The 23685-nt window shown below is 72.3% G+C and carries 25 protein-coding genes; 14 read left to right on the top strand and 11 right to left on the bottom strand.

The features are described from left to right. Positions 1-33: 33 nt before the first annotated feature. From ACFU97_RS30425 to ACFU97_RS30385, 9 genes are all read right to left on the bottom strand, one after another. Positions 34-201 carry a hypothetical protein gene (locus ACFU97_RS30425; RefSeq protein WP_384262942.1) on the bottom strand — a complete coding sequence of 56 codons (168 nt, stop codon included), beginning with the start codon at positions 199-201 and terminating at the stop codon, positions 34-36. A 33-nt stretch (positions 202-234) separates the two neighbouring features. Then, a complete protein-coding gene (locus tag ACFU97_RS30420; protein ID WP_384262939.1) occupies positions 235-1176 on the bottom strand; it encodes an ABC transporter permease in 942 nt (313 codons plus the stop codon). Then, entirely contained in the window at positions 1163-1960 is a 798-nt protein-coding gene (locus tag ACFU97_RS30415) for an ABC transporter ATP-binding protein (protein ID WP_384262937.1), read from the bottom strand. The genes ACFU97_RS30420 and ACFU97_RS30415 overlap by 14 nt, the downstream gene beginning before the upstream one ends. A gap of 40 nt (positions 1961-2000) precedes the next feature. Then, positions 2001-3107, bottom strand: a complete 1107-nt coding sequence (locus ACFU97_RS30410) for an aliphatic sulfonate ABC transporter substrate-binding protein (RefSeq protein ID WP_384262935.1) — start codon at positions 3105-3107, stop codon at positions 2001-2003. A gap of 448 nt (positions 3108-3555) precedes the next feature. Continuing rightward, positions 3556-4788, bottom strand: coding sequence for an acyl-CoA dehydrogenase family protein (locus tag ACFU97_RS30405; protein WP_384262932.1), 1233 nt, complete (start codon positions 4786-4788; stop codon positions 3556-3558). A 13-nt stretch (positions 4789-4801) separates the two neighbouring features. Further along, on the bottom strand, positions 4802-5404 hold the full coding sequence (locus ACFU97_RS30400; protein WP_384262929.1) for a winged helix-turn-helix domain-containing protein: 603 nt from the start codon (positions 5402-5404) through the stop codon (positions 4802-4804). A 471-nt stretch (positions 5405-5875) separates the two neighbouring features. Continuing rightward, positions 5876-6352 (bottom strand): glycosyltransferase, encoded by a 477-nt coding sequence (locus ACFU97_RS30395; protein WP_384262926.1) that lies wholly within the window; start codon positions 6350-6352, stop codon positions 5876-5878. Next, a complete protein-coding gene (locus ACFU97_RS30390) occupies positions 6328-6528 on the bottom strand; it encodes a SpoIIE family protein phosphatase (RefSeq protein WP_384262924.1) in 201 nt (66 codons plus the stop codon). The genes ACFU97_RS30395 and ACFU97_RS30390 overlap by 25 nt, the downstream gene beginning before the upstream one ends. Positions 6529-6541: 13 nt before the next feature. Then, a complete protein-coding gene (locus tag ACFU97_RS30385; protein WP_384262922.1) occupies positions 6542-8230 on the bottom strand; it encodes a PucR family transcriptional regulator in 1689 nt (562 codons plus the stop codon). A gap of 222 nt (positions 8231-8452) precedes the next feature. Between ACFU97_RS30385 and ACFU97_RS30380 the strand changes: the two genes are divergently transcribed. Further along, on the top strand, positions 8453-9709 hold the full coding sequence (locus ACFU97_RS30380; RefSeq protein ID WP_384262919.1) for an aspartate aminotransferase family protein: 1257 nt from the start codon (positions 8453-8455) through the stop codon (positions 9707-9709). An 83-nt stretch (positions 9710-9792) separates the two neighbouring features. Next, positions 9793-11232, top strand: coding sequence for an NAD-dependent succinate-semialdehyde dehydrogenase (locus ACFU97_RS30375; RefSeq protein ID WP_384262916.1), 1440 nt, complete (start codon positions 9793-9795; stop codon positions 11230-11232). A gap of 36 nt (positions 11233-11268) precedes the next feature. Here the strand turns inward: ACFU97_RS30375 and ACFU97_RS30370 are convergent, their stop codons facing one another. Continuing rightward, positions 11269-12549 carry a hypothetical protein gene (locus tag ACFU97_RS30370; RefSeq protein ID WP_384262914.1) on the bottom strand — a complete coding sequence of 427 codons (1281 nt, stop codon included), beginning with the start codon at positions 12547-12549 and terminating at the stop codon, positions 11269-11271. A 221-nt stretch (positions 12550-12770) separates the two neighbouring features. Between ACFU97_RS30370 and ACFU97_RS30365 the strand changes: the two genes are divergently transcribed. Then, on the top strand, positions 12771-13454 hold the full coding sequence (locus tag ACFU97_RS30365; protein ID WP_384262912.1) for a hypothetical protein: 684 nt from the start codon (positions 12771-12773) through the stop codon (positions 13452-13454). 110 nt (positions 13455-13564) lie between these two features. Beyond that, on the top strand, positions 13565-14164 hold the full coding sequence (locus tag ACFU97_RS30360) for a sigma-70 family RNA polymerase sigma factor (RefSeq protein ID WP_384262909.1): 600 nt from the start codon (positions 13565-13567) through the stop codon (positions 14162-14164). A 74-nt stretch (positions 14165-14238) separates the two neighbouring features. On the opposite strand, the gene ACFU97_RS30355 is transcribed toward ACFU97_RS30360, so the two are convergent. Continuing rightward, positions 14239-15510 (bottom strand): hypothetical protein, encoded by a 1272-nt coding sequence (locus tag ACFU97_RS30355; protein WP_384262906.1) that lies wholly within the window; start codon positions 15508-15510, stop codon positions 14239-14241. A gap of 235 nt (positions 15511-15745) precedes the next feature. Between ACFU97_RS30355 and ACFU97_RS30350 the strand changes: the two genes are divergently transcribed. The 10 genes from ACFU97_RS30350 (at position 15746) to ACFU97_RS30305 (ending at position 23683) form a co-directional block, all read left to right on the top strand. Continuing rightward, on the top strand, positions 15746-15856 hold the full coding sequence (locus ACFU97_RS30350; protein ID WP_384262904.1) for a putative leader peptide: 111 nt from the start codon (positions 15746-15748) through the stop codon (positions 15854-15856). Positions 15857-15912: 56 nt separating this feature from the next. Continuing rightward, positions 15913-16776 carry a glutathione S-transferase C-terminal domain-containing protein gene (locus ACFU97_RS30345; protein WP_384262902.1) on the top strand — a complete coding sequence of 288 codons (864 nt, stop codon included), beginning with the start codon at positions 15913-15915 and terminating at the stop codon, positions 16774-16776. A gap of 131 nt (positions 16777-16907) precedes the next feature. Further along, positions 16908-17057 (top strand): hypothetical protein, encoded by a 150-nt coding sequence (locus tag ACFU97_RS30340; protein ID WP_384262899.1) that lies wholly within the window; start codon positions 16908-16910, stop codon positions 17055-17057. A gap of 167 nt (positions 17058-17224) precedes the next feature. After that, positions 17225-18205 carry an amino acid ABC transporter permease gene (locus ACFU97_RS30335; protein ID WP_384262897.1) on the top strand — a complete coding sequence of 327 codons (981 nt, stop codon included), beginning with the start codon at positions 17225-17227 and terminating at the stop codon, positions 18203-18205. Beyond that, on the top strand, positions 18202-19038 hold the full coding sequence (locus ACFU97_RS30330; RefSeq protein WP_384262894.1) for an amino acid ABC transporter ATP-binding protein: 837 nt from the start codon (positions 18202-18204) through the stop codon (positions 19036-19038). Before ACFU97_RS30335 ends, ACFU97_RS30330 begins: the two co-directional genes overlap by 4 nt. Positions 19039-19100: 62 nt before the next feature. Beyond that, positions 19101-20123 (top strand): ABC transporter substrate-binding protein, encoded by a 1023-nt coding sequence (locus tag ACFU97_RS30325; protein WP_384262891.1) that lies wholly within the window; start codon positions 19101-19103, stop codon positions 20121-20123. A 36-nt stretch (positions 20124-20159) separates the two neighbouring features. Next, the gene (locus tag ACFU97_RS30320) at positions 20160-20861 is read left to right on the top strand and encodes a GNAT family N-acetyltransferase (RefSeq protein WP_384262888.1); all 702 of its coding nucleotides are present in this window, start codon (positions 20160-20162) and stop codon (positions 20859-20861) included. Next, positions 20743-20994, top strand: a complete 252-nt coding sequence (locus ACFU97_RS30315) for a putative leader peptide (RefSeq protein ID WP_384262885.1) — start codon at positions 20743-20745, stop codon at positions 20992-20994. The genes ACFU97_RS30320 and ACFU97_RS30315 overlap by 119 nt, the downstream gene beginning before the upstream one ends. A gap of 77 nt (positions 20995-21071) precedes the next feature. After that, a complete protein-coding gene (locus ACFU97_RS30310; protein WP_384262882.1) occupies positions 21072-22286 on the top strand; it encodes an LLM class flavin-dependent oxidoreductase in 1215 nt (404 codons plus the stop codon). A gap of 20 nt (positions 22287-22306) precedes the next feature. Continuing rightward, positions 22307-23683, top strand: a complete 1377-nt coding sequence (locus ACFU97_RS30305) for an NtaA/DmoA family FMN-dependent monooxygenase (RefSeq protein WP_384262879.1) — start codon at positions 22307-22309, stop codon at positions 23681-23683. Positions 23684-23685 lie beyond the last annotated feature (2 nt).

The raw sequence follows: 23685 nt of genomic DNA, 5'->3' as shown, positions 1-23685 counted from the left end.
CAGCTCCCGGACGCCAATGTGGGGGGCGCCGCTCTAGGCCAGCGGTTCTGGACAGAACCCGGCGAGGGCGACCGACCTCGCCGAGGCCGCGGCCCGGGCGAGGATCAGGATGCCGACGACGTTCCAGCCGAGGGTGGCGTACTCCAGGGCGAAGCCGCGCCGCAGCAGGGTCTGGCGGGCGGCTTCATCGGTGCCGGTCACCGCACGAGTGTGGCAGGGCCGGGCGGCACGGGGTCAGCGGGTCACCAGCAGGCCGCGGCTGCGCAGCACCCACCGCTCCAGCGGGCTGAAGATCAGCAGGTCGATGGCGATGCCGACGAGCAGGATCAGGAAGATGGCCAGGAAGACCTGGGACATGCTGCTGTTGGTGCGGCCGTTCTCCAGCAACTGGCCGAGCCCGACGCCCAGATCGGGCGAGGAGGCGATGATCTCGGCGGCCATCAGGGACCGCCAGGCGAACGCCCAGCCCTGCTTCAGCCCGGCCAGATAGCCGGGCAGCGCCCCCGGCATGACGATGTGCCAGGCGCCACGCAGCCCGGTCGCGCCGAGCGTCCGCCCGGCGCGCAGGTACAGCGGCGGGATCTGGTCGATGCCCGCGACGAGGCCGTTGGCGATGGAGGGCACCGCGCCGAGCAGGATCACCGCGTACATCATCGAGTCGTCCAGGCCGAGCCAGATCACGGCGGGCGGCACCCAGGCCACCGACGGCAGCGACTGGAGGCCGGACAGGATGGGCCCGATGGCCGCGCGGACGAACGGCACCCGGGCGACCAGCAGACCGAGCGGTGTGCCGATGACGAGCGCCAGCAGGAAGCCCAGCAGCCCGCGCGAGACACTGGTCCAGATGTAGTCGAGCAGCGTGCCCTGCAGCCAGGCCGTGCGCAGTTCGCCCCAGACCTCGGCCGGCGACGCCAGCTTGTAGTCGGGGACGGTCCCGCTCCACACCAGCGACTGCCAGACCACCAGGACCAGGGCGATAGCGGTGAGCGGCGGCAGGACCTTGCGGATCAGGGTCTCGCGCAGCGGCGTCCGGCCGGTCTGCACCGAGTCCAGGGCGTCGAGCCCGGCCTCCAGCCCCGCCAGCCCGCCCGCGGGTCGCGGCGCTCCGGTGGTGGGAGCCTCTTCCTTCGTGACGTCGCCCTCGGCGACGTCGACGCCGGTGTCAGTGCTGGCCATGGCGGCGGATCTCCCCACGCAGTTCTTCGGTGATCTCGAGGGACAGTTCGGCGACCGCGGCGTCCTCGATGCGGCGCGGCTGCGGGATGTCGATCGTCCATTCCCGGGCGATCCGGCCGGGGCGGGAGGAGAGCAGGACGACGCGCTGGGCGAGCCGTACCGCCTCGCGCACGTTGTGCGTCACGAACAGCACGGAGACGCCGGTCTCGGCCCAGATGCGGGTCAGTTCGTCGTGCAGGACGTCGCGGGTGATGGCGTCCAGGGCCGCGAACGGCTCGTCCATCAGCAGCAGCCGGCTGTCCTGGGCGAGCGCGCGGGCGAGCGCGACGCGCTGGCGCATGCCGCCCGACAGCTCGTGCACGCGTTTGCCGTACGCGCCCTGCAGCCGGACCAGTTCGAGCAGCTCCTCGGCCCTGTCCCGCCGATCCGGCTTGGCCACCCCGCGCAGTTTCAGGGCGAGTTCGATGTTCTTGCCCGCGGTCAGCCACGGGAACAGGGCGTGCTCCTGGAACATCAGGGCGGGCCGGCCGTCGGTGCCGATGGTGCCGGCCGACGGCCGGTCCAGGCCCGCCACGAGGTTGAGCAGAGTGGATTTGCCGCAGCCCGAGGCCCCCAGGAGGGTGACGAATTCACCCGGTGCGACGTCGAGCGTGATGTCGTCCAGCACGAGCTGCTGTCCGCCGGGCGTGCCCGGGGCGGGGAAGGACTTCGAGACATGCTCGATACGGGCGGCGTGCGTCACCGCCGTGGTGTCCTCGACCGCCTTGCCGATCGCGGTGGCCATGGTCGTCATCTCCTGGGAACTCGTCCGGTGCGGTGAGTCGTTACTGGGCGCCGAGACCGGCGTCGTCGACCGTGGCCTTGCCCGCGGCCTTGAGGACCTTGTTCAGCGGGGCGAGGTCGTAGATGCCCTTCAGGTCGGTCTTGTCGAGCAGGCCGGCCTTCACCGCGTGCTCCGCCTCGGTGTTGAGGGTCGAGGCCAGCGGGTCGTCGGTGAACTGGACCGACTTCCAGGCCGGGTCGATGACCTCGGCGGGCAGCGCCTTGCCCGACAGCTTCTGCAGCGCCGTGTTGGCGGACGCCTTCGCCTTGTCCGGGTTGGCGTTGATCCACTGGTTGGTCTTCACCGAACCGCGCAGCACGGCCTCGACGACGTCCGGGTGCTCCTTGAGGAACTTCTGCGACACGATGATGTTCGTGATCACGAACTTCTTGTCCGGCCACAGCGTCGACTCGTCGAGCAGCACCTTGCCGCCCTCGGCGACCAGCTTCGACGCGGTCGGCTCCGGCACCCAGGCCCCGTCGATCGAGCCGGACTTGTAGGCGTCCGGGGTGATCTTGTTGTCCGTACGGACGACGGAGACGTCACCCTTGCCGCTCTGCGCGTCGACCTTCCAGCCCTTCTCCGCGATCCAGTTGAGGAACGCGACGTCCTGCGTGTTGCCGAGCTGCGGCGTGGCGATCTTCTTGCCCTTGACGTCGTCCAGGGACTTGATCTTCTTCGGGTTGACGACGAGCTTCACGCCGCCGGACGCCGAACCGCCGATGATCTTCAGGCTCTTGCCGTTCGACTTGGTGTAGCCGTTGATGGCGGGGGAGGGGCCGATCCAGCCGATGTCGATGGAACCGGCGTTGAGCGCCTCGATCTCGGAGGGACCCGCGTTGAAGGTCGACGGCTTGATCTTGGTGCCGCCCAACTCCTTCTGGAACAGGCCCTCCTGGACGCCGACCAGCGCGGTGGCGTGCGTGAGGTTGGGGAAGTAGCCGATCTTCACCTCGTCGGCGGAGAGCTTCTTGGCGCCCGCCGCGACCGCGTTCTGCTTGTCGTCGTCGGTGGACTTCGAGCCGTAGCCGCAGGCGGTGAGCAGAACGGGGAGCGCTGTGATGACAGCGAGGGCGCGCAAGGTCTTGAGCGGTCGTACGGCAGACACGGAGGTGTCCTCTCAGGGAACGGGCGGATCAGGGAGGTGCCGATGGCGAGGGGGGTGAGGGCACGCACAGGTGTCCCGCTCGCCGGCCCGCGGTGGCATCGGTGCTGTCGCGCGGGTCGCGGGAAGCGAGCGGAGGTGCGTGGTGCCGTGGAGCCGGCCTCAGGATGTGCTGCGGGCGGCCGTCAGCAGGGCCGACAGATGGCGCTGGACGTGCGGCCGAAGTCGATGTGGCGGCGCGAGGTCAGGAGGGGAAGCGGCCGCTGTGCGCGCTTGAGCGTTCTCATGGCCCCCCGATCCCTAGTATTCCTACCTGGCTGGTAGGGATCGTGGCAGAAAGTGGCGCCCACCCCAAGGGCGTGTTCATATGGTGGACGCCACTATCTCAAATACTGGGATATGATCGCTTCTCGGACTCTTCTCCCAAGGCTTCGCGGGCTGTTTTCGCAGGTCAGGAGGGCAGGACGAACGGCGGGTGGACGCCGTTGAGAACGTAGTCACCGACGTCGCGGAGCCGGTGGGCGACGGGGGCGTGCAGGGTGTGCGCCCGGGCGTTGCGCCAGAAACCGTCGAATCCCAGCCGGGCGGAGGTGGCACGGGCGCCGACGATGTCGAGGGCGCGGGCGGTGGACTCCTGCGCGGCGCGGGAGGCGGCGGCCTCGGCCATGGCCACCAGGGCGGCCGTCTCGGCGTACGCGTCGTAGGTGATGTCCTCGCCGTGGGCCAGCAGGTCCTGCACGGCGGCCACCGCCTGGTCGGCGAGGGCGGAGGCGGAGCGGGTCAGGACGGTGAGTTCGCCGTAGACGGTCAGCACCTGCGGGTCGTGGGAGGTGCCGGGCGGCCAAGTAGGGTGCTGCCAGGGCGAGTTCGCCGTGCGGCTGTCGTCGCGGACCTCGGCGAGCACGCCCTCGGCCATGCCGAGACAGAGCTGCACGGAGACGAGGCGGCCGACCGGTGAGGCGAGGGCGGACCGGGGCGACAGGATGTCCTCGTCCGTGGACAGCGAGCCGAGCACGTCGCTCGCCTTCACCGGCACGTCGTCGAACTCCACGCTGCCGCCGGCCGCGAGGCGCTGGCCGAAGGTGTCGGTGTCGCCGTCGATCCGTACGCCGCGATGGGCGGGGTCCACCAGGACGGCGAAGGGCTCGCCGGTGTCCTCGCGCACGCCGCGCACGGCGAGGCGGTCGGCTACCAGGGCTCCGGTGGGGTAGCTCTGCCTGCCGTTGAGCACCAGGCCGCGGGAGGTCCGGGCCAGCGGCAGCGGCGGCTCCTGGCGGGCGAAGGAGCCGCCCCAGCACCACTCCGCGGCCGCGGACCGCTCCTCGATCCGTGCGCCGGGCGCGGGTTCGGCGAGGAGCCGGGCACTGTACGACAGGAAGTAGTGGCTGCCGAGGAGTTGACCGATCGCGCCGTCGGCCGCGGCGATCTCCCTAACGACGGCGTAGACCGTGGGCAGGTCCGCGCCGCCGCCCCCCGACTCGGCCGGCGCCAGGAGCGTCAGCAGGCCCGCCTCGCGCAGCCGGGACACCTCGTCGAACGGGACCTTGCCCGCCTGCTCCCTGGCCACGGTGTCCGTGGCCAGGTCGTCGGCCACCTCCCGCGCCACGCGCAGCCAGTGCGCGTGGCCCGGCCCGGGGCTCTCGGACGGCGAGGCGGGGCGGAACGGCGGCGAGGCCAGGCCCATGGAAGTGCTCTCCTCAGTCTCGGCGGCAGGGAGCGGCGTCGGCGCCCTGCTGCTGGTCGGGCACGTACTTGTAGCCCAGGCGGCGTACGGTGACGATCCGGTGCCGGTTGGCCGCGCCCAGCTTGCGGCGCAGGCGGGCGATGTGGACGTCCACGGTGCGGCCGTCGCCGATGTGGTCGTAGCCCCATACCGCGGTCACCAGCTGGTCGCGCGTCTGTACGTGGTGGGGGTGCAGCACGAGATGTGCCAGCAGCCCGAACTCCAGGTAGGTGAGGTCGAGTTCGCGTCCGCCGATCTCGGCGACGTGGCGCGCGGGATCGATGCGTACGAGGTCGTCGTCCCGCGTCGGCCGGGTCGGCGCCGCGGCCGTGGTGACGACCGGCCGGATCTCGGGCCGCGGCCGGTCCTTGGCGAACAGCTCGGCGGGATCGGTGCCCTCGGGGACGAGGACGAGATAGCCGACGAGCGGCGCGGAGGTGCGGCCGCGGGCCTCGTCCAGGACGGCACCGTCGACGACGGCGTCGCCGAGCACGGGGTGGCCCACCAGGCGGAGATGGCGCGTGTCGGGCAGCGGCTGATCGTGCGGGGTGGCCTGGGCCGGAAGTGCTGTGGTCATGGGGGTTGTCCCTCAGAAGTGTGTCGAGCCATCGGGCGCGCTGGGTGAGTCGCCTGATCGCCTGGGAAGGGGGCGGAGAGGCGCCGGCGAAGGGGTGGGCCGGGTGCCTTACGCGAGACAGCAGGCGGCGCTGACGACGTGACCGAAGTCGACATGCCGACGACGAACGAGTCGTTGCTGCGTACGGGACATGTCCCTCATGCTGCGCATCCGCTTCGCGCAGCGTCAAGCTTTCCCTAGTAAATCGATAGGGAAAGTAGGGAAAGTCTCACACTCTGAGAACGAACGGGCGCCGACCCTTCGCCCGCCGTCTCTACTCGCCCCGGTGGACGGCTACTTGGTGAGGTCCGCGACCAGCTGGTCCATCCCGGGCAGGGCGAGCAGCTGCCGCTGGAAGCCGGGAGCGCGCTGCCGGAAGGCCGGGTCGTCGAGGACGCGGCGGCAGGCGTCGGTGAGAGCGGTGGCGGCGTCCTAGGGGCGCACCGTGAGGCCCAGACCGAGGTCGGTCAGCCGATCAGCGTTGACCGGCTGGTCGGCGAAGAGCGGGACCGCGACCATCGGCACACCGGCGGACAGGGATTCGCGGATGCCGTTGGCCCCGGCATGCGTGACGAACAGGTCGCAGGCCGGCAGCAGCAGCCGCTGCTGGACGAAGGAGGCGAGGTGGACGTTGCCGGGCCGCGGCCCGGTCCACGCGCGGGGGTCCTGGTGGGCGCCGAGCGCCACCACGCCCTGGCACGGGAGGGCCCCGAGCGCCTCGACGACGTCCTTCAGGACCGAGTCGCCGCTCAGCATGTGGCCGGTGTTCGACCCCAGGGTCGCCAGCACCAGCGCGAACTCCGGCAGGGGCCGCGCGGCATGTGCCGCGGCCAGCTCGGCGAGCGCGTCGAGACCGTCGTCGATGGTCCGGCCGGGATGTTCGATCAGCCCGTCCGTGAAGAAGACCACGGTGGCCGCAGGGGCAGGAAGCGGGCATGGTCGGGGCGGGGCTGCTCCGGGTCCACGCCGAGCGGCAGACCGGGCTCGGCCAGCAGGTACTGCACGTCGTGCTCCGGGGTGATCAGCAGCGGCGGGACGTGGCCGGCGGTGCTCCAGCTCAGGCGCCAGCCCGGTCCCTCGGTCACGTCGGCCCTGCGGTCAGCCCGTCCGCAGAACGTCGAGTGCCGCCAGCGCCACATGCAGTTCGGTGCGCTGCTCGCCCGACTCCAGGTCGCACTCCAGCAGCCGCTCGACGGTGCGCAGCCGCTGGTAGACCGTCTCGCGGGAGAGGTTGCCGCGGCGGGCCGTGGTGGTCTTGTTGCCGGCCGCGTCGAGGTAGTGGCGCAGGGTGGTCATGAGATCCGTGCCGTGCCGGGTGTCGTGGTCGACCAGGCGGCCGAGCAGGCGCTCGGCGTACTCCTGGATACGGACGTCCTCGCGCAGCGCGAACAGCAGCCGGCGCAGGCCGATGTCGGACAGCTCGTGGAAGGAGCGGCCCTCGGGCGGCCGCGTGCCGGGCGGCACCGCCTCCACCGCGCGCCCGGCCTCGCGGAAGGAGCGCGCGGCGTCGGAGAGGTCCGTCACCTCGGAGCCGACGCCGACCACGGCCTGCGGATCGACGGCGAGCACGGCACGGCTGAGCCGCTCGGCCGTCGGCCGCCACGGCCCCGACCCGGCGCGCAGGCCGAGCAGGACGCCGAGCCGGCCGGGCGCGAGCACGCCGGTCAGCGCCGGAACCCCGGCTGCCCGCAGGTCCTCGGTCACCCGGCTCTCCGCCTCCGCGTCGCCCGCCTCCGTCCGCAGGTCCACCCGTACGGCGACGAACGAGCAGTCCGCGACGGGCAGGCCCAGCGCGGCGAACCGGGCCTGCGCGTCGGCGGCGGAGCTGTGGCGCTGTTCGGCAAGGTCGCGCAGGGCGCCCCGGTGGGCGGTGCGCTCCCAGGGCGTGGCGTGGATGAGACGGGCGATGGTCAGGGCCATCGCCGTCCGCTCCAGGACGGTGACGTCCTCGGGCCCGAAGGCGGCGGAACCCGCGCGGACCGGGAGCATGACGGCGCGCCCCCGGCGCTCGCCCTGGTACTCCACCGGTGCCACCAGCCAGCCCTCGGGACCGCACACCTCGGTGCGCTCGCGGGACGGTACGGCCCTGGAGCGCCGTTCCCAGCCGGCGAGCGCCTCCTGCACCGTGCAGCCGGAGGGCTCGCAGATCAGCGCCTGGTGCGCCAGGTTCTCCAGGACGACGGTCCGGCCGCTCATCTCCGCCGCCGCGCGCACCACCTCCTCGGGGTCCGCGCCGCGCAGGGTGAGCGCGGTGAACGCCTCGTGGATGCGCTGCGTCCGGCGCATCGCGTCCGCCTGGTTGCCCAGCAGCAGCGCGTGGACGACCTGGGTCACGTCCAGGAAGTTGACGTCCGCGGCGAGCGTGACCAGCGGCAGGCCACGGACCCGGCAGGCGTCCACGAGGGCGGGCGGCGGGCGGTGGTAGCGCCGTACGAGCTCGATGACCAGGGCCGCGGCCCCGACGTCGGCGAGCTCGTCGACGTACCGGCGCACGCCGGCCGGCTCTTCGGGCAGGGGCATGCCGGTGGTCAGGACGAGTTCGCCGCCCTTGAGGAAGGACGCCGGGTCCGTCAGCTCGGTGATGTGCACCCAGCGCACCGCCCGGTCGAGGTGGGCCACCCCCGTGACGACCTGCGGCTGCCCGGCGGCGAGGACCGGCAGGGCCAGCGCGTCGGCGACGGTGAGCGGACGGCGCGCCCTGTCGGAGGGCGTTCCGATGGCCGTGGTGGAGGTCGTCCCGGTCGTCGTGGCGGTGGTCTCGCGCTCGGGGGGCTCGTTCTCGCGCATAGGGCCTACCTGCCCGCCCGGACACGGTGACAAGCGGCGCTGACCTGCACACGGGGGAGCGGACCCCCTCCACAGTGACCAGGATCGGCGGGACGGTCCGCGGTGCGGCTGACACAACGTCCGAACACCGCCCTCCGGCTGGACAGTTCAGGCGTTGTCGGCGCCCGCGGCGGCCGGGACGCTCGAAGGAACGGCGTACCCCGTACGGCCCAGGAGGCCACCATGACCGCACTGTCGCCGCACCTCCGCCAGGCCACGCCCGTCGTGGCGGCCCGGGGCGAGGGCGTCCACCTCTACGACGAGGACGGCCGCCGCTACCTCGACTTCACCGCCGGCATCGGCGTCACCAGCACCGGCCACTGCCACCCCCGGGTCGTGGCGGCGGCGCAGGAACAGGTCGGCTCGCTCATCCACGGCCAGTACACGACCGTCATGCACCGGCCCCTGAGGCAGCTCGTCGACAAGCTCGGGGAGGTGCTGCCCGCCGGCCTGGACAGCCTGTTCTTCACCAACTCCGGCAGCGAGGCCGTCGAGGCCGCACTGCGGCTGGCCCGCCAGGCCACCGGCCGCCCGAACGTCCTCGTCTGCCACGGCGGCTTCCACGGCCGTACCGTCGCCGCGGCCTCCATGACCACCTCCGGCATCCGCTTCCGTTCCGGCTTCTCCCCGCTGATGGGCGGCGTGGTCGTCACCCCGTTCCCCACGGCGTTCCGCTACGGCTGGGACGAGGAGACCGCGACCCGTTTCGCCCTGACGGAACTCGACTACACCCTCCAGACCATCTCCTCGCCCGCCGACACCGCCGCCGTCGTCGTCGAGCCGGTCCTCGGCGAGGGCGGCTACGTGCCCGCGAACCGCGCCTTCCTGGAGGGCCTGCGAGAGCGGGCCGACCGGCACGGGTTCCTGCTGATCCTCGACGAGGTGCAGACCGGCGTCGGCCGCACCGGCCGCTTCTGGGGCCACGACCACTTCGGCGTCACCCCGGACGTCCTCGTCACCGCCAAGGGCCTCGCCAGCGGCTTCCCGCTGTCGGGCATCGCCGCCTCCGAGGAGCTGATGAGCAAGGCGTGGCCGGGCTCGCAGGGCGGCACGTACGGCGCCAACGCCGTTGCCTGCGCGGCCGCCTGCGCCACCCTCGACGTCGTCCGCGAGGAGAAGCTCGTGGAGAACGCCGACGCCATGGGCGCACGCCTGCGCGCCGGACTCCAGGACATCGCCGACCGCACGCCCGCCATCGGCGACGTCCGCGGTCTCGGGCTCATGCTGGCCAGCGAGTTCGTCACCGAGGACGGCAGCCCCGACCCGGACACCGCCTCCGGGGTGCAGCGGGCCGCCGTCGACGAGGGCCTGCTCCTGCTGCTGTGCGGGGCCTGGAACCAGGTCGTGCGGATGATCCCCGCGCTGGTCGTCGACGAGAGCGCGGTGGACGAGGGACTCCAGGCGTGGGCGAAGGCGGTGGCGGCCGGCACGGCCGGTTAGGCGGCACGACCCGCTGGACGGCCCGGCCACGGACGCCCGCCCCTGCCCACCGCAGACCCAGCCCAGCCACCGGGAGGCACCCCATGACCGACACACCCACGCAGTTGTTCATCGGCGGCGCCTGGGCCGACGCCGTCGACGGCGCCACCATGGCCGTCGACGACCCCGCCACCGGCGAGATCCTCGCGCACGTCGCCGACGCGGGCCCCAAGGACGCCCGGCTCGCGGAGGACGCGGCCGTCGGCGCCCAGCGGGAGTGGGCCCGTACGGCGCCGCGCGCCCGCAGCGAGATCCTGCGCCGCGCCCACGAGATCATCCTCGACCGCACCGACGAACTCGCGCACCTGATGACCGCCGAGATGGGCAAGCCGCTGGCCGAGGCGCGCGGCGAAGTCGCCTACGCCGCCGAGTTCTTCCGCTGGTTCTCCGAGGAGGCGGTGCGGGTCGACGGCGGCTACGGCACCCTCCCCGACGGCCGCAACCGCATGCTGCTCACCCGCCGTCCGGTGGGCCCCTGCCTGCTCATCACCCCGTGGAACTTCCCCCTCGCCATGGGCACCCGCAAGATCGGTCCCGCCGTCGCGGCGGGCTGCACCATGGTGCTCAAGCCGGCCCCGCAGACGCCCCTGTCCAGCCTGGCGCTCGCCGCGATCCTCCAGGAGGCGGGGCTGCCCGACGGCGTGCTGAACGTCGTCACCACCTCCCGGGCCGGGGAGGTGTGCGAACCGCTCCTGCGCGGCGGGCGCATCCGCAAGCTCTCCTTCACCGGCTCCACCGCGGTGGGCCGGCTGCTGCTCGCCCAGTGCGCCGACAACGTCGTCAGGACCTCCATGGAGCTGGGCGGCAACGCGCCGTTCATCGTCTTCGACGACGCCGACCTCGACGTGGCCGTGGACGGGGCGATGGTCGCCAAGATGCGCAACATGGGGGAGGCCTGCACGGCGGCCAACCGCTTCTTCGTCCACCGTTCCGTGGCCGAGGAGTTCGGGCGGCGGCTGGCCGCGCGGATGGGCGCGCTCGTGGTGGGTCCCGGCACCCGCGACGGCGTCGACGTCGGCCCGCTCATCGACAGGGCCGGCCGGGGCAAGGTCGAGGAGCTCGTGGCGGACGCGGTGGAACGCGGCGCCCGCGTACTCGTCGGCGGCCGTACCCCCGAGGGGCCGGGCTGCTTCTACCCGCCGACCGTGCTCACGGACGTCGCTCCCGGCAGCCGTCTGATGGACACGGAGATCTTCGGGCCCGTGGCCGCGATCCTCACCTTCGACGAGGAGGACGAGGTCGTCGACCGCGCCAACGACACCCCCTGGGGACTGGTCGGCTACCTCTTCACCGAGGGCCTGGACCGGGCCCTGCGCGTCGGCGAACGGCTGGAGGTCGGCATGGTCGGCCTCAACACGGGCCTGGTCTCCAACCCGGCGGCCCCCTTCGGCGGTGTCAAGCAGTCCGGCCTCGGACGCGAGGGCGGCCGGGTCGGCATCGAGGAGTTCCTGGAGTACCAGTACCTGGCGATTCCCGTGCGCTGACCGGGCCGCCGGGTGCGGGACCGGTGTGGCTCCGCCCTAGACGGGTCTGTCCGCGGTGCTCCTCGCCCTCCGGGCGGAGCGCAGGTAGGCGGACCAGCCGCCGGGCGGAGTCTCGCCGACTTCGAGGGCACGCAGCCTGGCGAGGACGGCGGGGTTCTGGACGTCGAGCCAGTCGACGAACTGCCGGAACGACACGAGCCGTACGTCCTTCTTGCCGGCGATCTGTTTGAGGGTCTCTTCGACGGCGTCCATGTAGATGCCGCCGTTCCATTCCTCGAAGTGGTTGCCGATGTACAGGGGCGCGCGGTTCGTCTCGTAGGCGCGCTGGAAGCCGGCCAGGTAGGAGTGCGTGGCCTGGATGCGCCAGGCCGGGTAGTTGTAGGAGGGGGCGCGGGTGGAGTTGCGGGACTGGTTGGCGAGGATGTTGTAGTCCATCGACAGGACCTCGAAGCGGTGGCCGGGGAACGGGATGCTCTGCAGGGGCAGGTCCCATACGCCGTGCTTCTTCGAGGGCCAGCGCTGGACGCCGCCGGGCGAGGAGGCGTCGTAGCGCCAGCCGAGCTCGCGGGCGACCGGCAGCAGGTTCTCCTGGCCGAGCAGGCAGGGGGTGCGGCCGCCGATGAGCTCCTTGTCGTAGTCGAAGGGCAGCGACGGGTGGTCGTGCCAACCGGTGGTGGTGCGCCAGGTCTTGACGAACGTGCGGGCCTGTTCGATCTCGCTGCGCCACTGGGCGGGCGTCCAGTTGGCCACGGAGCCGGAGCCGGAACAGAAGTGGCCGTTGAAGTGGGTGCCGATCTCGTGTCCGTCGGTCCATGCCTGGTGGACGTACCTGAGCGTCTCCTTGAGGTGGGCGTTGGTGAGGTAGCCGATCTCGGAGGCCCCCCGGGGGTTGTTGGGCGGGTCGTAGAGCCGCTTGCGCTCTTCGGGGAGCAGGTAGAGGCCGGAGAGGAAGAACGTTATGGGGGCGTCGTGCCGGCGTGCCAGTTCGAGGAAGCGCGGGAACAGGCCGGTGCCGACCTCGCCGGCGCCGTCCCAGGAGAAGACCACGAACTGCGGTGGCCGTTGGCCCGCCTCGAGAGGCGTGGGCGCCGCGGGCTGTCTGGGCTGCGGACCGGTGTGCGCGGTGGAGCCGTCGCCGATGAGCCGGGGCACGGCCTGCGCGGCGCCACCCGCGGGCCCGTCGGGGAGGCGGCCGGGGTCCGCCGGGGCTCGGCCGTGCTGTGTGCCGTGCCCGCACCCGGCGAGCGTCGCGGCGGCTGCGCCGAGGCCGACGCCCAGGCCGAGGCGTGCCGCCCTTCTGCGGCTGAGGTCACTCATGGGCATCCCAACCCGCGCCGTGCGAGGGCGCGTTGTGCGTCCCCCCATGGACAATCAGAACTATTGCACCATAGAGCAGATAAAATGATTAACGTCCTATTTCTGACGGCGTGGCACGCAAAGGGCTGCTCAAGAGCGTGTGAGGTTCCGGCATGGCCGCCGGGCCGGGTCTGCCCAGGCGCCGTGCCGGCCGCCTCGCCGGATGCGAGGATGAGGGCGCCATGACAGCAGGGTGGTGTTCTCGCACGCTACGGGCCGCGGTGTTCGCGGCCGTCTGCGTGCTGCTCGCCGCCCTGGGGCACGTCCTGATGTCCGGAACCGACGTGCCCGCGTGGGCACTTGGCGCCGGCGCGGCCGTCACGGGCGGTGCGGGCTGGTGCCTGGCGGGCCGCGAACGCGGCCTCCCGCTGATCGTGACGGTCGTGGTCGCCGCCCAGACGGCGCTCCACTCGGCGTTCTCGCTGGCCCAGTCGGCGGCGGGCGGTACGGACTCCATGGACGCCATGCACATGGGCTCCGCGCCGTCCATGGGTTCCATGGGCTCCATGCCCATGGGGCAGATGGCCATGGACGGCATGCACGGGGACGCCACGCACATCGACCTCATGAACACCATGGGTCAACCCGTCGGCGGCACCTCGTCGTTCGGCATGCTCGCCGCCCATCTCCTCGCCGCGCTCCTGTGCGGGCTCTGGCTGGCCCATGGCGAACGCGCCACGTTCCGCATCCTGCGGGCGCTCGCCGCCCGGCTGACCGCGCCGCTGCGGCTGCTGCTCGCGCTGCCCGACACCCCGGACCGTCCGCGCCTCCGCGCCCGCCGGCACCGCTCGGAACGGGCGCCGCGTCTCCTCCTCGTCCACGCGATCACCTCTCGGGGCCCGCCCGCGGGGACCGCTGTCGTCTGAGACAGCCGGTACCCCGAGGCCGCCCGACCGCGCCTCGGGTCACGGTCGTACGCCCGCGCAGGCGCCGTACGGCCGTCTCCCCGTTGCGGACCATCCGAGAAGGACATCAGGTGATCACTCCTGCCCTCCGCCAAACCCGCCGCGGCCACGCCGCACAGGACGAGTCGACGACCGCCTGGGCGCTGGCCGCGCGCGGCGGCGACACCGTCGCCGTGGACCACTTCGTCCGCGCCCTGCACCGGGACGTCCGGCGCTACGTCGCCCACCTGTGCGCCGATCCGCAGGCGGTCGACGACCTGGCGCAGGACACGTTCCTGCGCGCCCTCGGCAGCCTGCACCGCTTCGAGGGCCGTTGCTCGGCCCGCGTCTGGCTGCTGGCCATCGCCCGCCGCGCGGTGACCGACAGCTACCGGTACGCCGCCGCCCGGCCCCGACTGTCCGATGCGGCCGACTGGCAGCTGGCCGTGGAGAAGGCCCAGCCGCGCGGCCTGCCGGGCTTCGACGACGGCGTCGCCCTGCTCGACCTTCTGGCCGCACTGCCCGAGGAACGCCGTCAGGCCTTCGTCCTCACCCAACTCCTGGGCCAGTCCTACGCCGAGGCGGCCGAGGTCGCCAACTGCCCGGTCGGCACGGTCCGTTCGCGCGTGGCACGGGCCCGCGAGACGCTGCTGGCCGCACTGAACGGAGTGACCGGACCCGCGCGCACATGAAACGACGACCGGCCCTCACATGCGGCGGGATGTGAGGGCCGGTCTGCGCGGCCGGCCCACAGGGGCCGGCGGCTCTACCGCCGGGCGGCCCGGCGCCGGCGTGCCACCAGCACCGCGCCCGTGCCGGCGGCGACGGCCGCGGCGGCCGCCCCCGCGAGGGGCAGCGTCGCGCCGGATCCGGTGCTCGCCAAGTCGCCGTCCGCGGCGGGGGAGTTCGGGTCGCCGCCGGTGGAGTCGCCGCCCGAGGAGCCGCTGCCGGAGCCGGCACCCGTGCTCGGGGTGGCGGTGGCGGAGCCCCCGGAGCCGCCCGTCGAGCCGGCACCGCCGGTCGCCGTTCCGGAGCCGCCCGTCGAGCCGCCGCCCGCGACGGCGAGCGTGATGGCGGCCTTGTCGTCGGCGGTGTTCGTGTCGAACGGCCGGGGTTCACCGGCCAGTTCCACCGATCCCTCGGCCCGCGGCACCGCCTTGTCGATCCTCAGCTTGAACGTGTAGATCTCACCACGGCCCTCGTCCTCCCAGGACTCGCTGGTGCCGCACTCGTAGGTGCGGGCGGCCACCTTGTCGCAGAAGCCGTGGCCCTTGGTCACCGTCGTCCCGGCGGGCATCTTGATCCGGACCTTGGTCACCGAGACGGTCCCGTCCCGCAGCACCCAGGCCGGTCCCGCGTTGGTGAACTTCACGGTCAGGTCGACCGTGTCGCCGACGGCGCCCTCGAGCCGGTCGCCCGTCACCTGGAAGTCGGCCGTGTTGTCCGCGGTCACCTTCACGTTGGCGTCGTCCCAGTCGGGGTGGTCGCCGCTGGGGCCGGCCGGGGTGGCGTCGGGCCGCTCCACCAGCTTGACCGCGGGGCCGGTGCCGCGCACGGGCTCGCTCGCGTTGTCGTCGAGGCCGGGCTCGGTGGTCTCCACGACCACGCGCAGCCGGTCGTAGAGCGCGTGGTCGAGGACCTTCAGGGTCAGGGCCTTCTCGGGCGCGTAGACCGTGCCGGGCTCGAGGGTCTGGTCGAACTCGCAGACCGCCTGGGACCGGCTCGGCTCCTCGTCGTAGGAGGGGATCTCGTAGCGCAGGCAGTTGGCGGGCAGTTCGGTGTGGCTCAGCCCGCGGGTGACGGTGTACGTGAGCCAGACCTTGTCCGCCGCCGCGGTGCCGGTGTTGGTGAAGGTGACCGGAACGTCCACGCTGCTGCCCGGCTTCACCCCGTCGATCGGGGCCACCTTGCCCAGTCTCACGGCCGCGGAACCGTCGTCGGCGCCGGCGGGTGCGGCGCCCAGGGCCATGAGGGCGACGGCACCGACCGCGCAGGCGGTCTGGCGGAGCGGACGGCGGCCGGGAGAGCTCTGAAGCATGTGGGGGGTCCTCTGGTGAAGCGTCGATGGCGGACGAACGAACTGCGTGGGAACGCGAGTTCCCTCACAGGAGACATACGGGGGAGCCGGATGGTTGCGCTGTGACGGACGAGTGCGCCGGTGACGTGCGGGGCGTGTTCCACCGGGGTGTCCGCGATGCGGGACGGCTCTCTTGACGTGGCCGCGCGCCGGACCGACACTCCAGTTGGGAATCCTAGTGAATGGGTAGGGAAGTATGAGGCGCCTCGAGCCGGTCACCGTCCGCGTGATCCGTGCGCTCCTTCTCACCTCCCGCCGCCACATCGACCTGCAGCGCGTGTGCAGCTCGATCAGCCCCCAGGGCTGAGTAGCCCGACGTCGCTTCCGCCGCGCGTACGTCCGCGCCCGCTCCCGGGGAGAACCATGTCCGTCACACCGCTGGCCGCCCACATCGACGACCGGTCCGTGCCCGTCTTCCGCGGCCGGATCGGCAGCGACGCCCGCAGCGGCCACTACGCCGTTCCCGGCCGCTACCGCCTGCACCTGTCGACCGCCTGTCCCGACGGTCTGCGCATCGCCGTCACCCACGGCCTGCTCGGCCTCGACGCGGTCTGTCCCGCGACCTTCCTGCCCGCCGTCCCCGACTGCCCCGAGGGCGGCCACTCCGTCCTGCGCCCGCTGTACGAGGCGAGCGCGCACCGCTACACCGGTCCGGCGATCGGGCCGGTCCTCAGCGACGACTGGTCCGGGCGGATCGTGAGCACCCACGCCCCGGACATCATGCGCGACCTCGCCCGGCGCTTCGGCGGCGACCGGCCCTCGCCGTACCCGTGCGGCGCCGAGTCGGAGATCGAGGCCGTGGAGCGGATGTGCGCCGGCGGCATCGAGGACGCCGCCCAGCGCGCCGGAACGGCCGGCGGTGATCAGGACGAGCGCGTCGCGGCCCTCGACACGCTGCTGGAGACGCTGGCCGCGCTGGAACGCTGGCTGGTCGGGCGCACGTACCTGATCCGTGACGAAGTCACCGCCGCCGACGTCGAGTTGTGGGTCGCGCTGGTCCAGCTCGACACCGTGCACCGCCACCATCTCGACGCCTGCGCGGTGCAGCGCATCGCCGACCACCCGGAGCTGTGGGCCTACGCCCGCCGCCTGACCGCCCACCCGGCCTTCGGCCCGCACCTCGACCTCGACGGCATCGAGCGCCGCCACCACGCCCGCTGCCGGGGGCTGGAGGCCGCCGGATCCGCCGTCCAGATCCTGGACTGGGCCAGGCACGCGGGCTGTTAGCCGGTCCACTCGGTGGACCGACATTGACAGACGATCCGGCACATGTCTTAAATTCCGGGCAACCGTCCCGACGGACGGACCCTTTCCAGCAGACGCGAGGCCCGCAGGGCCGGAACAGCGACGGTGACCTCATGGACGCAGCTCCCAGGACGGCCGCGAGCCGCCTTCAGGGCTGCGTACGGCCGTACGCGAACCCGCTCGTCGCCGACCGCGCCGTCGATCTGCTCCGCGTGAACAGCGCACTGTGTACCGCACCGGGCCGCGCCCGCCGCCAGGGCTGACACCTCTCCGCAGTCCTCGCACCTTCTGAGCATCTTCTGACGAACACCGCACGTGCGGTGTGCCGTTGTCCGCCCAGCCCACGGTTCACGCGCATCCGGGTGCGCTGCGTCCTGCCGCAGCGCACGCCCGCCGCGGCCCGGGCTGTCCCACTCCGCCGGAGCCCGCCATGAGCCAGCCCCCAGGCGCCGCCGTGTCCCTCGCCGAGGCACCGCCCGCCGACACCCCGTCAAAACCTCCCGCCGCGCAGCGAGTTCTGCCGCTGAGACGCCCCGGCCGGTGGATCGCCACCGCCGTCGTGCTCGTCCTCGCCGCCCAGTTCGTGCACGGCCTGACGACCAACCCGTTCTACCAGTGGGACCGCTTCGGCTACTGGTTCCTTCGGCCGACCATCCTCGACGGACTGCTCATCACGCTCGAAGTGGCCGCCTACAGCGCGGTGCTGGGCCTGCTGGGCGGCATCCTGCTCGCGCTCGCCCGGCTCTCCGGGAGCCCGGTGCTGCGGGCGGTCAGCTGGACCTACACCTGGGCGCTGCGCTCCATCCCGCTCATCGTGGTCCTGCTCTTCCTCTACAACTTCAGTGCCCTGTACAGGACGTTGAGCGTCGGCGTCCCCTTCGGGCCCGCCTTCTTCTCCTTCGACGAGTCCAGGCTCGCCACCGACATGGTCATCGCGGTCATCGGCCTCAGCCTCAACGAGGCGGCCTACGCCGCCGAGGTCGTCCGCGGCGGCATCCTCTCCGTCGACCAGGGCCAGCACGAGGCGGCCGCGGCGCTCGGCCTGCCGAAGAGCTACCAGTTCCGGCGGATCGTCTTCCCGCAGGCGCTCAGGTCGATCACCCCGAACTACGTCAACCAGCTCATCGGCCTGATCAAGAGCACCTCGCTGGTCTTCTACGTCTCGCTGCTGGACCTGTTCGGCTCCGCTCAGACCATGGGCGCGACCTACCCGGGCGACATCGTGCCGCTGCTGCTGGTCGTCACCGTCTGGTACCTGATCCTGACGAGCGCCGTCTCCGTCGTCCAGTTCTACGTCGAGCGGCACTACGCCCGCGGCGCCACCCGCGCCCTGCCGCCGACGCCGCTGCAGAAGCTCCGCACCGCGCTCACCGACCTGCGAGCCCGCGTCCGCCGGGAGGCCGCCGTATGACCACCGACACGCTCGCGACGCCGGCCGGCGTCGAGGCGGCCACCGTCGAGGTGCACGACGTGCACAAGTGGTACGGCACCCACCGGGTCTTGGACGGCGTCTCCCTGACCGTCCGGCCCGGCGAGGTCACCGTGATCCTCGGCCCGTCCGGCTCCGGCAAGTCCACCCTGCTGCGCGTCATCAACCACCTGGAGAAGCCCGAGATCGGCCATGTCAGCCTCAACGGCGAGCTGATCGGCGTGAAGCGGCAGGGCGGCCGAAGGGAGATGGGGGTCCCCCCGGCCGAAGGCTGGGGGAGGCTCAAGGAGCTGAGCGAGCGGGCGATCCTGGCCCAGCGCGGCCGGATCGGCTTCGTCTTCCAGAACTTCAACCTCTTCCCGCATCTGACCGTCCTGGACAACGTGGCCGCCGCGCCGGTCGCCACCGGCCGGCTCGGCAAGCCCGAGGCCCGGGAACTCGCCCGCGAACTCCTCGGACGCGTCGGCCTCGCCGACCGCACCGGCGCCTACCCGCGCCAGCTGTCCGGCGGCCAGCAGCAGCGCGTCGCCATCGCCCGCGCCCTCGCGCTGCGCCCCGGCGTCATCCTCTTCGACGAACCCACCTCCGCGCTCGACCCCGAACTCGTCGGTGAAGTCCTCGCCGTCATCAAGGACTTGGCGGCCACCGGCACGACCCTCGTCATCGTCACCCACGAGATCGGCTTCGCCCGCGAGATCGCCGACCGGGTCGTCTTCATCGACGCCGGAAGGATCGTCGAGGAGGGCCCGCCCTCGGAGGTCCTCGACAAGCCCCGCCATGAGCGGACCCGGGACTTCCTGAGCAAGGTCCTCTGACCGCGCCGCCCCCCACGGACACCTCCACCCATTCCCCTTTCTCCCAGCGACAAGGAACGGTCATGTCTGTCCACTTCACCCGACGCAGCCTGATACGCGGCCTCACCACGGCGACCGCCGTCGCCACCCTCGCCACCGGGCTCGCCGCCTGCGGTGGGGACAGCGACGCCGCCACCACGACCGGCGCCGCCTCCGGCGGCGTGACCATCGGCCAGGTCTCCAACGGCGCGGCCAGGCCGACCACCCTCAAGGTGTCCGAGGTGAAGTCGATCAGCGCCGAACTGCCGGCCGCCGTCAGAAGGAGCGGCAGACTCACGATCGGCATCGGCGCCCTGCCGTCCGGATTCCCGCCGCTGGCCTACGTGGGCAGCGATCAGAAGACCCTCACCGGCGCCGAGCCCGACTTCGGCCGCCTGGTCGCCGCCGTCCTCGGACTGAAGCCGGAGACGAGGAACTTCACCTGGGAGAACCTCTTCGTCGGCATCGACAGCGGCAAGGTCGACGTCGCCTTCTCGAACGTCACCGACACCGAGGAGCGCAAGAAGAAGTACGAGTTCGCCTCCTACCGCCAGGACAATCTCGCCTTCGTGGTGCCGAAGAAGAGCACCTGGAACTTCGCCGGCGACTACGAGAACCTCGCCGGCAAGACCGTCTCCGTCAGCTCCGGCACCAACCAGGAGAAGCTCCTGCTGGAGTGGAAGGCCAAGCTGGCCAAGGAGGGCAAGAAGCTCACCGTCAAGTACTTCCAGGACAGCAACAGCGTCTACCTCGCCCTGTCCAGCGGCAAGATCGACGCCTACCTCGGCCCCAACCCCGGCATCGCCTACCACAACCGCCAGGTCGCGAACACGCCCAACGCCACCCGCACCGCGGGCACCTACTCCGGCGCCGGCGCCAAGCTCCAGGGCCTGATCGCGGCCACCTCGAAGAAGGACAGCGGGCTGGCCAAGCCGATCGCCGACGCCATCGACCACCTGATCGAGAACGGGCAGTACGCCCAGTGGCTCAAGGCCTACAACCTCTCCAACGAGGCCGTCGCCAAGTCCGAGGTCAATCCGCCCGGCCTGCCGCTCGACAACTCCTGACCCACCACGCCACGTCAGCACCGGAGCCGACACCCCATGTCCTCGCACATCCTGGACAACCCCGCCTGGGCCGCGCTCACCGGCCCCCACGCCCACTTCGCCGAACAGGTGGGCCGAGCCGCCCGGTACCCGGCCGACGTGGCCCCCTTCCACGCCGTCGCGGACACCGCGGACGTCACCGCCTGGGCCGACCTGGCCGCCCTCGTCGGCCCGGGCGGCACCGCGTCCGTGCGCGGTGTCACGCAGCCACCATCCGGCTGGGAGACCGTGCGCACCGGCCACGGCGTGCAGTTGACCGACACCGGCCTGCACGCCGCGTTCGACCCGGAGGCGGTGCGCCTCGGCCCCGACGACGTGCCCGAGATCCTCGACCTGGTCGCCCGCACCCGGCCGGGCCCCTTCCTGCCGCGCACCGTCGAGATGGGCACCTATCTCGGCATCCGCCGCCAGGGGCGGCTCGTCGCCCTGGCCGGTGAACGGCTGCGTCCGCCGGGCTGGACCGAGATCAGCGCGGTGTGCACCGACCCCGGTCACCGCGGCCAGGGCCTGGCGACCCGGCTGGTCCGCGCGGTCGCCGCGGTGATCAAGGAGCGCGGCGAACGCCCCTTCCTGCACGCCAGTGCCACCAACGCGGGCGCCATCCGCCTGTACGAGTCGCTCGGCTTCACCCCGCGCAGCCGTACCGTCTTCGCCCTCGTCCGGTCGCTCGAGGCCGCCGTACTGGAAGAAACGGCGTAGCGATGCCGTTGTCCCTGTCCAAGGCACTCGTACGGAGGTGGGGCACGTGACACGGATTCGCCGTGCCGTCCACCTCCACTCCCGGCCCCACATCGATCTGCAGCGCGTGGCCGGCGCCCTCTGTTGCTCCTGAACCGGTTTCACCGCCGCCGTGCACCCACCTCCGCGGGCCGGCGTGATCTCGTACGGACCTCCAGGAAAGGCACGCTTGTGTCCTCAACTCCCGCTTCCCGCCTGCACCTTGCCGTCGCCCTCGACGGAACCGGCTGGCATCCCGCCTCCTGGCGCGAGCAGGCGGCCCGCCCCCGCGAGCTGTTCACCGCCGGATACTGGGCCGATCTGGTCGCCGAGGCCGAGCGCGGCCTCATCGACTTCGTGACCCTGGAGGACGGCCTCGGCCTCCAGTCCTCCCACTACGGCGAGCTCGACGGCCGCACCGACCAGGTCCGCGGCCGCCTCGACGCCGTCCTGGTCGCCTCCCGGATCGCGCCCCTGACCCGGCACATCGGCCTGGTGCCGACCGTCGTCGCCACCCACACCGAGCCGTTCCACATCTCCAAGGCGATCGCCACCCTCGACTACGTCAGCACCGGCCGCGCCGGCCTGCGGGTGCAGATCAGCGCCCGCCCGCACGAGGCCGGCCACTTCGGCCGCCGCACGTTCCCGCCGATCAGCCTCGACGAACTGCGCACCCCGGCCGGCCAGGAGCGGCTGACCGAACTCTTCGACGAGGCCGCCGACCACGTCGAGGTCGTGCGCCGGCTCTGGGACAGCTGGGAGGACGACGCCGAGATCCGGGACGCCGCCACCGGCCGCTTCATCGACCGCGACAAGCTGCACTACATCGACTTCGAGGGCCGGCACTTCAGCGTCAAGGGCCCCTCCATCACGCCCCGCCCGCCCCAGGGCCAGCCCCTGGTCACCGCGCTCGCCCACCAGACGGTGCCGTACCGGCTCGTCGCCCGGCAGGCCGACGTCGGCTACGTCACCCCGCACGACGGCGCCGAGGCCCGCGCGATCGTCGCCGAGATCGGCGCCGAGCAGGAGGCCGCCGGGCGTGCCGGTGAACTCCTGCACGTCTTCGGCGACTTGGTGGTCTTCCTCGACGACGACCAGGCCGCCGCCGAGGACCGCCGCGCACGCCTCGACGCCCTGGCGGGCGAACCGTACGAGAGCGACGCGCGCATCTTCGCCGGTACGCCCGCCCAACTCGCCGACCTTCTGCAGGAGTTCGCGGGGGAGGGGCTGAGCGGCTTCCGGCTGCGGCCCGCCGTCGCCGGGCACGACCTGCCGGCCATCTCCCGGGGCCTGGTCCCCGAACTCCAGCGCCGCGGCGTCTTCCGCACCGCCTACGAGGCGAGCACCCTGCGCGGCCTGCTCGGCCTCGCCCGCCCCGCCAACCGCTACGCCACCCCCGCCGCCTGAGCCGGAAGGACCGCACCGACATGAGCAAGCCCCAGAAGCAGATCCATCTGGCCGCGCACTTCCCGGGCGTCAACAACACCACCGTGTGGAGCGACCCGGAGGCCGGCAGCCACATCGAGTTCAGCTCCTTCGCACACTTCGCCCGGACCGCCGAACGCGCCAAGTTCGACTTCCTCTTCCTCGCCGAGGGACTCCGGCTGCGCGAACAGGGCGGCCAGATCTACGACTTGGACGTGGTCGGCCGCCCCGACACGTTCACCGTGCTCGCCGCGCTCGCCGCCGTCACCGAGCGTCTCGGCCTGACCGGCACCATCAACTCCACCTTCAACGAGCCCTACGAGGTGGCCCGGCAGTTCGCCAGCCTCGACCACCTCTCCGGCGGCCGCTCCGCCTGGAACGTCGTCACCTCCTGGGACGCCTTCACCGGCGAGAACTTCCGCCGCGGCGGCTTCCTGCCGCAGGAGGAGCGCTACTCCCGCGCCAAGGAGTTCCTGGCCACCACGCACGAGCTCTTCGACTCCTGGCACGGCGACGAGATCGTCGCCGACCAGGCGACGGGTGTCTTCCTGCGGGACGCCAAGGCCGGCTCCTTCGTCCACTCCGGCCAGCACTTCGACATCCAGGGGCAGTTCAACGTCCCGCGCTCGCCGCAGGGCCGCCCGGTCGTCTTCCAGGCGGGGGACTCCGAGGAGGGACGCGAGTTCGCCGCCGCCGGCGCCGACGCCATCTTCAGCCGGTACGCCGCCCTGGAGCCGGGCCGGGCCTTCTACCAGGACGTGAAGAAGCGGCTCGCCAAGTACGGCCGCCGGCATGACCAGTTGCTCATCCTGCCCGCCGCGAGCTTCGTCCTCGGCGACACCGACGAGGAGGCGCGGGAGCTGGCGAAGCACGTGCGCCGGCAGCAGGTCAGCGGCGCCACCGCCATCAAGCACCTGGAGTTCGTCTGGAACCGGGACCTGTCCTCCTACGACCCGGAGGGCCCGCTGCCCGACGTCGACCCGGTGGTCGGCGAGGACCACATCTCCCGCGGCCGGGCCCAGGTGCGGATGTACCGCGACCCGCTGGCCACGGCTCGCGAGTGGCGCGAGCTCGCCGCCGCCCACAACTGGTCCATCCGCGACCTGGTCATCGAGACCGGCAACCGCCAGACCTTCGTCGGTTCCCCCGAGACGGTCGCGCGGACCATCGACGACCATGTGCAGACCGACGCGAGCGACGGCTTCATCCTCGTCCCGCACATCACCCCCGGCGGCCTCGACGCCTTCGCCGACAAGGTCGTGCCGCTGCTGCAGGAACAGGGCGTGTTCCGCACGGAGTACGAGGGCACGACCCTCCGGGACCACCTGGGCCTCGCGCACCCCGACACGGCGGGCGACGAGGTGCGGGCGGCGTCCTGAGG

It is taken from the genome of Streptomyces sp. NPDC057616 (genome assembly GCF_042800575.1).
Taxonomy (GTDB): Bacteria; Actinomycetota; Actinomycetes; order Streptomycetales; family Streptomycetaceae; genus Streptomyces.
This window is presented reverse-complemented; position numbering and strand designations above follow the sequence as displayed.